Origin of the sequence: Flagellimonas iocasae (assembly GCF_042682725.1) — a bacterium.
Lineage (GTDB): Bacteria > Bacteroidota > Bacteroidia > Flavobacteriales > Flavobacteriaceae > Flagellimonas > Flagellimonas iocasae.
On the sequence record NZ_JBHUHU010000003.1, the window covers coordinates 1,316,466 to 1,328,262 of the forward strand.

Annotated in this window: 10 protein-coding genes; 7 read left to right on the forward strand and 3 right to left on the reverse strand. The window is 42.5% G+C overall.

Translation table 11 applies throughout. The annotated features are described in order from the left end of the window. Positions 1-95 precede the first annotated feature (95 nt). The 3 genes from ACFSJE_RS13060 to ACFSJE_RS13070 all read left to right on the forward strand — a co-directional run bounded on the left by ACFSJE_RS13060 (position 96) and on the right by ACFSJE_RS13070 (position 3,849). On the forward strand, positions 96-1,556 hold the full coding sequence (locus ACFSJE_RS13060) for an amidohydrolase family protein (protein WP_379831411.1): 1,461 nt from the start codon (positions 96-98) through the stop codon (positions 1,554-1,556). Positions 1,557-1,788: 232 nt separating this feature from the next. Beyond that, positions 1,789-2,178, forward strand: coding sequence for a response regulator (locus tag ACFSJE_RS13065; RefSeq protein WP_379831412.1), 390 nt, complete (start codon positions 1,789-1,791; stop codon positions 2,176-2,178). 213 nt (positions 2,179-2,391) lie between these two features. Next, positions 2,392-3,849 carry a sensor histidine kinase gene (locus ACFSJE_RS13070; RefSeq protein WP_379831413.1) on the forward strand — a complete coding sequence of 486 codons (1,458 nt, stop codon included), beginning with the start codon at positions 2,392-2,394 and terminating at the stop codon, positions 3,847-3,849. Here ACFSJE_RS13070 and ACFSJE_RS13075 read toward each other — a convergent pair. The 3 genes from ACFSJE_RS13075 to ACFSJE_RS13085 all read right to left on the reverse strand — a co-directional run bounded on the left by ACFSJE_RS13075 (position 3,846) and on the right by ACFSJE_RS13085 (position 6,528). Then, positions 3,846-4,790 carry a threonine ammonia-lyase gene (locus ACFSJE_RS13075; protein WP_379831414.1) on the reverse strand — a complete coding sequence of 315 codons (945 nt, stop codon included), beginning with the start codon at positions 4,788-4,790 and terminating at the stop codon, positions 3,846-3,848. The two genes, ACFSJE_RS13070 and ACFSJE_RS13075, sit on opposite strands and share 4 nt — an antisense overlap. Before the next feature lie 56 nt (positions 4,791-4,846). Then, on the reverse strand, positions 4,847-5,755 hold the full coding sequence (locus tag ACFSJE_RS13080) for a universal stress protein (RefSeq protein ID WP_379831415.1): 909 nt from the start codon (positions 5,753-5,755) through the stop codon (positions 4,847-4,849). An 83-nt stretch (positions 5,756-5,838) separates the two neighbouring features. Then, a complete protein-coding gene (locus tag ACFSJE_RS13085; RefSeq protein ID WP_379831416.1) occupies positions 5,839-6,528 on the reverse strand; it encodes a Crp/Fnr family transcriptional regulator in 690 nt (229 codons plus the stop codon). A gap of 119 nt (positions 6,529-6,647) precedes the next feature. On the opposite strand from ACFSJE_RS13085, the gene ACFSJE_RS13090 reads away from it, so the two are divergent. From ACFSJE_RS13090 to ACFSJE_RS13105, 4 genes are all read left to right on the forward strand, one after another. Next, positions 6,648-9,020: a heavy metal translocating P-type ATPase gene (locus ACFSJE_RS13090; protein ID WP_379831417.1), complete on the forward strand. Its 2,373-nt coding sequence runs from the start codon at positions 6,648-6,650 to the stop codon at positions 9,018-9,020. A gap of 71 nt (positions 9,021-9,091) precedes the next feature. Beyond that, positions 9,092-9,301, forward strand: a complete 210-nt coding sequence (ccoS, locus tag ACFSJE_RS13095; RefSeq protein WP_379831418.1) for a cbb3-type cytochrome oxidase assembly protein CcoS — start codon at positions 9,092-9,094, stop codon at positions 9,299-9,301. Between the two features lie 2 nt (positions 9,302-9,303). After that, entirely contained in the window at positions 9,304-11,484 is a 2,181-nt protein-coding gene (gene ccoN, locus ACFSJE_RS13100; protein WP_379831419.1) for a cytochrome-c oxidase, cbb3-type subunit I, read from the forward strand. A gap of 114 nt (positions 11,485-11,598) precedes the next feature. Then, positions 11,599-11,793: a CcoQ/FixQ family Cbb3-type cytochrome c oxidase assembly chaperone gene (locus ACFSJE_RS13105; RefSeq protein ID WP_379831420.1), complete on the forward strand. Its 195-nt coding sequence runs from the start codon at positions 11,599-11,601 to the stop codon at positions 11,791-11,793. Positions 11,794-11,797 lie beyond the last annotated feature (4 nt).

Sequence of the window (11,797 nt, forward strand, 5' to 3'; positions counted from 1 at the left end):
TTTCAAAACCCTTTGTCAATCTGAGCAAACATTGATTCTTGGCGGAAGTAGTATTTTTCATTTTGTGAAAGCATGTTTTCATGTTAAATTTCAGGATGAGAAACATATTTTTTTGCGCCCTACTTTTTTTGATACTTGGTGGATGTCAGTCATCTGAGAAATTGATGGGTACCGTTTTGGTTACTCATGTGAATGTGGTTGATGTGGAAAGCGGGAAGGTGATTCCCGACCAAAATGTGCTAATTCAAGATGACACCATTTTGGATATTCGCAGCGCTGATGGAAACGTCAACTACTCGGCAAATAGGGTAATTCAAGCGGAGGGTAAGTTCATTATTCCGGGGCTATGGGACATGCATGCCCACCCGGATGACCCCGAAGTCTGGCGAATGCATCCGAAGCAGGAAGAAAAGGACCGGCTAATGCCCTTGTTTGTGGTCAACGGTGTCACCGGCATCCGTGATATGGGTGGGGACATTAAGTTGGTGCAACGGTGGCGGAAACTTTATGAAGATGGAGCGTTATTGGCTCCAAAGATTTTTGCGGCAGGACCTTTGTTGGATGGCCCTAATCCCATGTGGGACGGTTCTGTTGGCATCAATTCTCCCGAATACGCAAAACAAGTGGTGGATTCCTTGATTGCGGAAGGGATCGATTTTCTAAAGATTTATTCCTTGCTGCCTAGAGAAACTTATTTGGCGGTAAGCTCGTATGCCAATGAAATTGGTTTTCCGTTTGTGGGCCATGTGCCTTATACCGTACCACCTTCTGAAGCTGCCGAAACCGGAATGAAAAGTCAGGAACACCTATTGGAAATCCTGAAAGAATGCGCAGATACACCTTCGCAGGAATTCATGCAGTCACTCGAAGCTGTGGATGATAGAATTGGACGCTCCAATCAATTGAATGATTTCAGGTTGAACACCTTTAAAACTTCAAAAGCAGACTCACTTTACGGAATTTTTAAAAAGTATAACATCTGGCATTGCCCCACCTTGAGTATGTGGTACAAAAATGCGTGGTATGAAGAGGAGCTTTCAAAAGATAGTGATTTGGTGGACTATTTACCTCCGTACTTGAGAGCCTATTGGACCCCGGAACATAATGACCATCTTCAGAATAGGGACAGGGCGGATTATATTGATATCAAAAAGCGCTTGTACCGGTTGTATTTGGAGATGGTGAAAGCCATGAACGAGAAAGAGGTACTTTTTTTAGCAGGCACCGATGTGGGGGCCAATCCATTGTGCCATCCCGGGGTAGGAGTCCACAATGAATTGGAGGCTTTTACCCATGCTGGGCTATCTCCTGCAGAGGCCTTGAAGACCGCTACGCTTAATCCTGCCTTATTTTTTGATATTCAAGAAAAGTATGGTACAGTTTCCATGGGTAAAATGGCGGATTTGGTTTTGCTCAATGAAAACCCTTTGGAAGACATTAATAATGTTAGGGAAATCAATCTAGTGATCAGGGATGGACAGGTAATTGATGCAACGGAAATCGGGAACATTAAAAATTCCATTAAAATGGAGAATGCCTATCCTTGGAAAGGATAGTTACTTTAATCTTCAAACCTGTCCAATTTTAAAATATTTTAAAGGCAATACCGTTTTTTGTTGAAAGAAAAAGATTACATTTTATTTATAGGTGATTTTCTTTCAATCTTTTTACAATAAAAAATCACAAAAGATGTTTGATTTAAGTGGCAAAAAGACGTTTCCTTTTTTGAATTTAACATATCTTTAAAGGAAGCAATTTGCTTAGAAACCATATCAACTAGATTTTATTATGTACAAGGAAATTTATTTGGTCGATGATGAGGACCTTGTAAACACTGTGAATGCAATCCATTTCCGAAGAATCGGGATGGAAGACAAACTCAAAAGCTTTACAAACCCCGAATTGGCTCTTGATGATCTTAGGTTTAGGGACAACCCTAACGTAAAAACATTGATTCTTCTCGATATTAATATGCCAGAAATGAGCGGATTTGAATTCTTGGAATTCATGCTTCTCGAAGATTTCCCAGAAACCAATGAAGTGCTACTGGTCACCTCTTCAGAGTCTGATGAGGATCGGGAAGAAGCCAAAAAATATGGTAAATACGTTAAAGAATTTATTACAAAGCCCTTGAAAATAGAGCATTTGGAGGATTACCTACAAGGTTCCTACAGCTAGTTTTTCAAACGGCCTCCCTGCAAATTCTGTACAAGATATCGTTTGGGTCAAAAATTCGTTGGCCCAAATTTAGTTTGTAAAAGAAATGTGTTCAAATTTGTGTTTTTGTACCAACTATGCGATGCAAATGGCGGAATTGGGCAGGAACTCGGCATTGAGGATTGATTCCCCCCTTTGCAATACACGCTATAATGGATTTTTAAAATTATATCGGTGAAAAAGGAACAAATTCGTATTCAGAATAAAGTTGAAATTGTTGAAGATAGGGGAGATGTGGTTTGGACCATGGACAACGACTTTCGTCTGTCCGCCTACAACCGCTCTTTCGTAGATCGATTTCAATCAGAATTTGGACATGCCCCCTCAAAAGGTATGGATTTACGACCCGTTTATGAACATGGTGTTTTTTTTGAATCCTGCGAGAAGGGTTGTACCAAGGCGTTGAATAGGTATGCCACCACGGCAAAGCATACCATGATAGAAGAGGGGGCCACCCATGTGCATGAGTTTTCTTTTCAACCTTACGTGGACACTTCAGGAAATGTTTTGGGATGTTGTATCTGGCAGAAGGATGTGACCCAAGAGGTTGAAAATGTAAAACGACTCAAAGAAAGCGAAACGAAATATCGGGAAGCCCAAGAAATAACCAATGTTGGTCATTGGAATTGGGACATGTTGAAAAACGAAATAAGTTGGTCCGATCAACTTTTTGGCATATTTGGACAAGTCCCTGGCAAATTTGAAGCAACCTATGAAGCCCTGATGGAAATTATACATCCTGAGGACAGGCAGATTTTCAATGAAGACGTGGAGCAGAGTATTGAGAACGAAGTGATGCACGACATTGTGCATAGAATTGTAATCAATGGTGGTGAGGTTCGCTATGTTCATCAAAAAGGCAAAGCCTATTATGATGAGGATAGAAAACCCTATCGCATGTCGGGTACCACGCAAGATGTAACCAAAGATGTTTTGATCAACCAACAGATTGTTCAGCAGAACAATGAACTTCAAAATTTTGTTCGAATCATTTCCCATAACCTTAGAGGGCCTATTTCAAATCTACTTATGCTCTCCAAAATATATGAGTGGGGCAAGGACGAGATGAATGATGACATTGTAAAGAAAATGGAGAGCACAACGGAGGCGTTGGACCAGACCATTAAAGACCTCAATTTGTCCTTATCCATGAAGAATACGGACAAAGAAAGGTTTAGGGAAGTGCGTTTGGCTGAAGTAATGAAAGATGTAGATGTATTACTTTCCGAAGAAATGGCCCAGACCCATGCGGTTATCCGGACAGATTTCTCCCAGGAGGATTCAATTTTGGGGATTAAAAGCTATTTTGTGAACATTCTGTACAATCTCATCATGAACGCCATAAAATATCAGCAGGAAGATTTGTCACCCTTAATTACCATTTTCACCCAAAAAATGGAAAATGCCACCATGTTGAGTGTTACAGATAATGGTATAGGCATTGAACTGACCCCGGAAAGGGAAAGAAAGATATTTGATATGTATGGAAGGCTCAGTGGCACAACTGAAGGTAAAGGCCTTGGTCTTTATTTGGTGAAGACACAGGTTGAAGCCATGGAAGGGAAAATCAGTGTGCAGAGTACAAAAGGGGAAGGAACTACCTTCACCTTGCATTTTCCTAAGCAAAATTAGGACCTACCGAAGGGCAAATGGTCCAAATCCACATTGCCACCTGAGATAATGATTCCTGTTTTTTTGCCAACAAATTGATTTTTCTCTTTTAACACAGCGGCAAAAGCAACCGCACTTGAAGGTTCACAAACAATCTTCAACCGTTCCCACAGCAAACGCATGGCCGCAACAATTTCCGCTTCGGTTACTCGAATGATTTTTTGAACATGTTGTTGAATAATAGGGAAATTTCGGTCACCCAATTGGGTTTTAAGACCGTCTGCAATGGTTTGCGTGGTCTTATTGGTCTCAATTTTGCCACTTATTAGCGACCGATAGGCATCGTCCACTTCCGAAGGCTCTCCGCCAATGGTTGCACAGGAATTCCCAAAATAATGGGCGGCAAGAGCGGTTCCCGCAATCAATCCACCACCACCCACCGGTGTTACTACAAAATCCAAGTCTGGATAGGATTCCAATAACTCCATACAAGCCGTGCCTTGTCCAAGAATTACAGCGTCATCATTGGAAGGATGGATGAACGTTGCCCCATAGCTGTCCACTATGTGTTTTGATTCTCGCTCTCGGGCTTCCAAGGTGGGCTCACATTCTATGACTTTGCCTCCATAACCCTTCACGGCATTTTTCTTTACTTGAGGCGCAGAACTGGGCATAACGATGTACGCTTTTACGCCAAGACTTTGGGCGGCCAAGGATAGGGCTTGGGCAAAATTTCCGGAGGAATGGGTCACTACACCGTTTTGCTTTTGCGCTTCGGAAAGTTGCATAATGGCATTGGCGGCCCCACGCATTTTAAAAGCGCCCATCCGCTGAAAATTTTCGCACTTAAAAAAGACAGAACCCCCGACCATGTCGTCCAGCAGACGAGAGGTTAAAATGGGGGTATTGTGGATAAAGGGTTTTATCCGATTTTGACAATCAATGAGTTGTTGTTTGTCCATGTGGTATCCGCATCCTTATTTCAAGAGCATAAAGATAGGAACCTTGGCTCTAATTATCATGAATGGTATGCCTGTTCATGCACTTCATCTTCTTCGCTGGGAGAAACACCTTCCATACCTAATTCTGGAATCACAAAAAGAGGTATTTGGGTATGGAATGCTGTTCTTTTCACAATAGGCTCGCGGGTCATTTTTTCCATATAGCTGTGTTGATAATTCAACAAGGCCAACAGATGAATGTCAAGTTCCTCCGAGAAGATTTCCAATGTTTGTGAAACCGAATTCATTTCAGAAACCGTATGTACAAAATGTTCAACACCTTTAAAATATCGACGTAGCATATTAAGGTTGAACTGTTGCAGTTCGGTCAATGCCTTAATGCCATATTGCACGTGTACAATACGTATGGTTGAATTGAACATTTTGGCCATTTCTATCAATGGCATCAATTCTGAGGTGGTATAAAATCGGTTAAAATCTGTGGCAAATGCAATCTCTGTTGGTGTTATAAATTCATAGTGATGCGGAATCGCCAGGATGGGACACTTTTTGGTGTTCTTTATAATCCGTACCGTGTTGCTACCCATAAAGACTTCGTCTATGCCCGAAGCACCTTTGGTTCCGGTAACCACTAAATGGATGCCCAAGGAATCAACAAGGTCTTTTACTTCTTCAACCAGCAGATTAAAAGAAGATATGGTCTCAAAGCTATGGTTTGGATTTCCATACTTGCTTTTTATTCGGTCCACGGTTTTCTTTAGACCTCTTTCTGAGGAATCTCTAACCGCGTCAACAATCCGTTCACCGTCAATCATTTTGGCCATGAACCTACTGCTGGGAATCACAGGGGTGTACGTGTTGAGCAGATAAAACGTACAACGTTTATTGCGAAACAATTGCATGGCGTAGTCAATCGCATTCCATGCATTTTCCGAGAAATCTGTAGGTATTAGAATCTTTTGCATCGGACTAAGATTAAGATGCAATAAAATTACCGCTATGGTTAAGGGGATTCTATGACAATTATCAGCTTTTGAAAATAGGGCTTTTAAAAGCCTTCAACAAGTTCCATAAGCTTGCGCTCATCCTTGATTCCTATCCTTTTGCCAGAAGTGCGGATAAGACCTTTTTTCTTGAATTCGGAAATGATTCTGATGGCGGACTCCGTAGCGGTACCTACCACATTGGAAATGTCTTCGCGTGAAAGTGTGAGGGCAAGGTATCCTTCCTCATCTTCCCCAAAATTGTTTTTTAGGTATAGGAAGGCCTCGGCAATCCGCTGCTTTACGGTTTTTTGGGAAATATTCACAATAACATCATCAGCTTCCTTAAGATCGTGGGCCATGTGGCGTAGAACCTCTAAAGTAAAGTTGGGATTGGATTGCAATGTGTGGGTAATGCTCTCCTTTGGGATGAAACAGACCTCCATATCACTAACAGCAATGGCGGAAAGATTGGTGACTTCTTCCGAAATTACGGAGCGTTGCCCCATCACCTCACCTTTGGTGGCCAGTTTTACAATCTGGTCCTTACCGTTGGCACTCAGCTTGGAAAGTTTAGAAACACCGTTCCGAACACAATACACCCCATTAAGTTTATCACCTTCCTCAAAAAGTGGTTGCCCTTTTTTTATGGTTTTGGTGGTTTTGGAATCAGAGACCTTTTTCAACTCCTCCTTGCTCATGGCCCGTAAAGAATTGAATTGCCTAATAATACAATTTTCACATCTGCTTTCCATAACTGATTAGTTTACCTGATAGCACAAAATTAATGGATACCTGCCTGTAATTTACTGATAAATATCATATTTTTAAGAGGAAGAGTAGTACAAATTTGCATCAGGTAAAGCAAATGTAAATGACAAACACGACCTGTTATCATTGTGGAGATGAATGCGGAAGGCATGGGGTGCAGTTTGACGATAAGGATTTTTGTTGCAATGGTTGCAAGACCGTTTATGAAATTTTTACGTCTAACGGTCTCTCAACGTATTATGATATAGAGGCCAAAGCAGGGAACTCACCTAAAGAAGTCCGTAGTAAATATGATTTTCTGGACAATCAGGAAATTGTGGAGCAGTTGGTGGAGTTCAATGAAGAAGGAATGCAAGTTGTTAGTCTGAGCATCCCATCCATACACTGCAGTTCGTGTATTTGGGTGTTGGAAAACCTGAACCGATTGCATCCATCTATCACCGCATCGCAGGTTGATTTTCCAAAGAAGACCATTCGTGCTACGTATAAAACTGATGGTTTTTCTTTGAAAGCCTTGGTGTTGTTGCTGGGAAGTATTGGTTACGAGCCCAATATCTCTTTGGAAAGTTATACCAAGAAGGAAAACGAGGTGGACCGTTCCTTAATTTATAAATTGGGTGTGGCCGGTTTTGCTTTTGGCAATGTCATGTTACTTTCCTTTCCCGAATATTTTGAGGTTCAGGAATTTTGGCTCGACCAGTATAAATGGGTTTTCCGTTGGTTGATGTTCGCCTTTTCCCTGCCCGTGGTGTTTTATGCGGCCCAAGATTATTTTACATCGGCCTATAAAGGATTACGGTCCAAATTATTGAATATTGATGTGCCCATTGCTTTGGGAGTGCTCACACTTTTTGTGCGAAGTACCATTGATATTATCTTCGATTTAGGCTCCGGATTTTTTGATAGCCTTACCGGCTTGGTGTTTTTCCTGTTATTGGGGAAATTCTTTCAGCAAAAGACCTATGCATACCTCTCTTTTGAACGGGATTACAAATCCTATTTTCCTATTGCGGTCACCAGACTTAACAAGGATGGAAAAGAAGAGAACATTCAGATATACAAAATTGAAACTGGGGATAGAATTCTAATTCGAAGCCAAGAGATCATTCCTGTGGATTGCGTGTTGATCAAAGGCACCGCCGAAGTGGATTACAGCTTTGTCACTGGGGAGTCCCAAGCCATTTTTAAGGAATCGGGCGATAAACTTTTTGCAGGCGGCAAACAATTGTCAGGAGTTTTGGAGGTTGAGGTTTTAAAGTCCGTATCCCAAAGTTATTTGACCCAATTATGGGGCAATTCCGTTTTCTCAAAAGATAAGGCCAGCCAGTTCCAAACGATAACCGACAGCATTGGAAAACGCTTTACAATTGCTGTGTTGAGTATAGCCCTTTTGGCGACGACCTTCTGGCTTTTTTATGATTCCCGTTTGGCCCTGAATGTCTTTACGGCCGTTTTGATCATTGCCTGCCCATGTGCTATTGCGCTTGCAGCTCCATTTACCTTGGGAAATATGCTACGCATTTTTGGAAAGCACAAATTCTATCTCAAAAACACCAATGCTCTGGAGCGATTGTCTAAAATCGATACCGCCATTTTTGATAAAACGGGAACCTTGACCACAAATCAAAAGGATGCTATTTTTTATGAAGGCATGGAATTGAGCGAAGCTGAAACGGCCCTTTTGAAAACAACGCTTCGCGCTTCAAACCATCCGTTGAGTCGCTCACTTTATGATATTTTAAAATCCAATGCCATCATGACCTTGGATGAATTCCAGGAGCATACCGGTAAAGGTATTGAAGGAAGGGCCAACGAGCATTCCATTAAAGTGGGTTCAGCCGCCTACGTGGGTGGGGAAACATCCAGTTCAGTAGCCAACACGGAAGTATATGTGAGTTCGGACGAGGATGTGAAGGGACGTTTCGTATTCAAGAACAAATATCGGGAAGGGGTAAAAGAGGTGTTTGAGCATTTGGGTAGTCAAATGGAATTGGGCATCCTTTCTGGGGATAATGATGGGGAAAGAGCACAGTTACAGGACATTCTTCCAGCCAAGACCGAGATGCTCTTCAACCAAAAGCCAGAGAACAAGTTGGAATACATAAAGGAGTTGCAACAAAGCCACAAGGTATTAATGGTGGGTGACGGATTGAACGATGCCGGAGCCTTGGCACAGAGTGATGTAGGAGTGGCCGTTTCGGAAAACGTAAATGTGTTTTCCCCAGCCTGCGACGGCATTTTGGATGCCTCCAACTTTACCAAATTGCCCATCTTTCTGGAACTGTCCAAAAAGTCCATGAAGGTCATAAAAATGAGTTTCCTTTTTTCATTGTGCTATAACCTCGTCGGACTCTATTTTGCTGTCACTGGTCAGTTGCAGCCCGTGATAGCGGCCATTTTAATGCCGTTGAGTTCCATTAGTATTGTAGTGTTTACAACACTTTGCACAAATTATTTAGGGAAACGATTAAAATAATTAGAAAGCTGATATATGTCATTTTTTTCGCAAGATCACCACAGTAGTTTTACCCCGAAATTCAAACAGGTATGAGTGTTATTTATGTGTTGTTGGCCATAAGTATTTCCGTGGCCGTCGTCTTTTTTGCTGTCTTTGTCCTTTCGGTCAAAAGCGGGCAGTACGATGACACCTATACCCCTTCGGTTCGAATGCTTTTTGATGATGAATTGGTAGATAAAACCGATGCATCGGAAAAGCGTGATAAAAAAATCAAACAAACAAAAAGTACAAACCAATAAATATGGAAATTCAGCAGTTCCGCTACGATAACAAAATCGTGCAAAAGTTCTTATACGCCACCATACTCTGGGGCGTGGTAGGTATGTCGGTTGGCCTTTTGTTGGCCTTTATGTTTTTATTCCCCAATGTTACGGATGGCATTTCATGGTTGAGTTTTGGTCGCTTGCGTCCACTGCACACCAATGCGGTCATCTTTGCCTTTGTGGGCAATGCTATTTTTGCAGGGGTGTATTATTCCCTTCAGCGATTGCTCAAAGCAAGGATGTTCAGCGACGTGCTCAGTAACATCAATTTCTGGGGATGGCAGTTGATCATTGTGGCTGCGGCCCTGACCTTGCCGTTGGGGTACACCACATCCAAAGAGTACGCCGAATTGGAGTGGCCCATAGATTTAGCCATAGCCGTAGTTTGGGTGGTCTTTGGTTGGAACATGATCGGAACTATCTTAAAACGTAGGCAGCGACACCTGTACGTGGCCATTTGGTTCTATCTGGCCACTTTTGTTACCGTAGCGGTGCTGCATATTTTCAACAGTTTGGAGTTGCCAGTGTCCGCGTTAAAAAGTTATTCGGTCTACGCCGGTGTTCAAGATGCCTTGGTGCAATGGTGGTACGGTCACAATGCCGTGGCCTTCTTCTTGACCACGCCTTTCTTGGGATTGATGTATTACTTCGTTCCCAAAGCGGCCAATAGACCTATTTATTCCTATCGATTGTCCATTGTCCACTTCTGGTCGTTGATTTTCATATATATCTGGGCAGGACCTCACCATTTATTGTACTCTGCGTTGCCTGATTGGGCACAGAACCTCGGTGTGGTTTTCTCCGTGATGTTGATTGCACCTTCTTGGGGTGGTATGATCAATGGACTATTGACGCTGAGAGGTGTTTGGGACAAAGTGCGAAGCGATGCAACCCTTAAGTTTATGGTGGTTGCCATCACCGGTTATGGTATGGCCACGTTTGAAGGCCCCATGCTTTCCTTGAAAAATGTAAACGCCATTGCTCACTTTAGTGACTGGATCATTGCCCACGTACACGTTGGTGCCTTGGCCTGGAACGGTTTCCTCACCTTTGGTATGATCTATTGGTTGGTGCCGCGAATGTTTAAGACCAATCTGCACTCAAAAGGATTGGCCAACTTCCATTTTTGGATTGGAACGCTGGGAATCGTTCTATACGCACTTCCTATGTACGTTGCGGGATTCACCCAAGCGTTGATGTGGAAAGAATTCAACCCAGATGGAACCTTGGTATATGGTAACTTCTTGGAAACAGTGACACAAATCATCCCCATGTATTGGATGCGGGCCATTGGAGGTAGCTTGTACATCTTGGGTATGTTCGTGCTCCTTTACAATATTGTGATGACCATTCGCTCTGGAAGCAAAGTGGAAGATGAATTGGCAGAAGCACCCGCTTTGGCGCGTGTAGCCAAAAGACGTGTAGCTGGTGAGACCTTCCATAACTGGTTGGAAAGAAAACCGGTACAATTGACCATTCTGGCCACTATTGCCATCCTTATTGGAGGTATTGTTCAGATTGTTCCAACTATTTTGATAAAATCAAACATACCCACAATTTCAAGTGTAAAACCATACACTCCTTTGGAATTGGAAGGAAGGGATCTCTATATCCGGGAAGGATGCGTGAGCTGTCACTCCCAAATGATCAGACCGTTCCGAAGTGAAGTGGAGCGTTACGGAGAATACGCGAAAGCGGGCGAATTTGTGTACGATCACCCATTCCTTTGGGGTAGCAAACGTACTGGGCCCGATTTGCTTCGGGTTGGAGGCAAGTATTCAGACAACTGGCACCTGAACCACATGTACGATCCACAAAGTACTTCGGCAGGTTCCATTATGCCAGCCTATCAGTGGTTAGTTCGAAATGAGCATGACAGAAGTGGGGTTCAGGCAAAAATGGAAACCATGGTCAAGCTTGGTGTGCCTTATACCGATGACGATATAGCCAATGCACCACAATCCATGGCGGAACAAGCCAAAACAATTGAGGAGAATTTGTATGCCGACCCTGAGTTCGTCAAAACCTATGAAGCCGACAAGAAGTATGCAGAAGAAAACGGACTTGATTTTGTGGAAATGCGAGATCGTGAGATTGTGTCATTGATTGCCTACCTGCAACGATTGGGTACGGATATTAAGATTAAGGAAGCAGAATAGCTGTTATTGGAATAGAAAAAAATATGAATCACGGCGCAAGAATCAAGACATCAATAGATAAAGACCTTCATATGTCTGGTGTCTTGAATCTTGCCTCTAAAATCTAACATAACCATGTTGAAATTTGTAAAGAACTATATGGAGACGATTGATGGGGTGGCCAACTACCCTATGATTTCCTTAATGATATTCTTTGTCTTCTTTGTGCTCTTATTTTGGTGGGTATTTACCGCTTCCAAAGAGCATGTAAAAGAAATGGGAGAACTGCCATTGGATTTGGATAACAACGATCAACACAACAAACTATAATATT

Coding starts and splice junctions, on each gene's coding strand:
- ACFSJE_RS13065 (WP_379831412.1), top strand. CDS start 1,789: ATGTACAAGGAAATTTATTTGGTCGATGATGAGGACCTTGTAAACACT.
- ACFSJE_RS13090 (WP_379831417.1), top strand. CDS start 6,648: ATGACAAACACGACCTGTTATCATTGTGGAGATGAATGCGGAAGGCAT.
- ACFSJE_RS13060 (WP_379831411.1), top strand. CDS start 96: ATGAGAAACATATTTTTTTGCGCCCTACTTTTTTTGATACTTGGTGGA.
- ccoN (WP_379831419.1), top strand. CDS start 9,304: ATGGAAATTCAGCAGTTCCGCTACGATAACAAAATCGTGCAAAAGTTC.
- ACFSJE_RS13085 (WP_379831416.1), bottom strand. CDS start 6,528: ATGGAAAGCAGATGTGAAAATTGTATTATTAGGCAATTCAATTCTTTA.
- ACFSJE_RS13105 (WP_379831420.1), top strand. CDS start 11,599: ATGTTGAAATTTGTAAAGAACTATATGGAGACGATTGATGGGGTGGCC.
- ACFSJE_RS13080 (WP_379831415.1), bottom strand. CDS start 5,755: ATGCAAAAGATTCTAATACCTACAGATTTCTCGGAAAATGCATGGAAT.
- ACFSJE_RS13075 (WP_379831414.1), bottom strand. CDS start 4,790: ATGGACAAACAACAACTCATTGATTGTCAAAATCGGATAAAACCCTTT.
- ccoS (WP_379831418.1), top strand. CDS start 9,092: ATGAGTGTTATTTATGTGTTGTTGGCCATAAGTATTTCCGTGGCCGTC.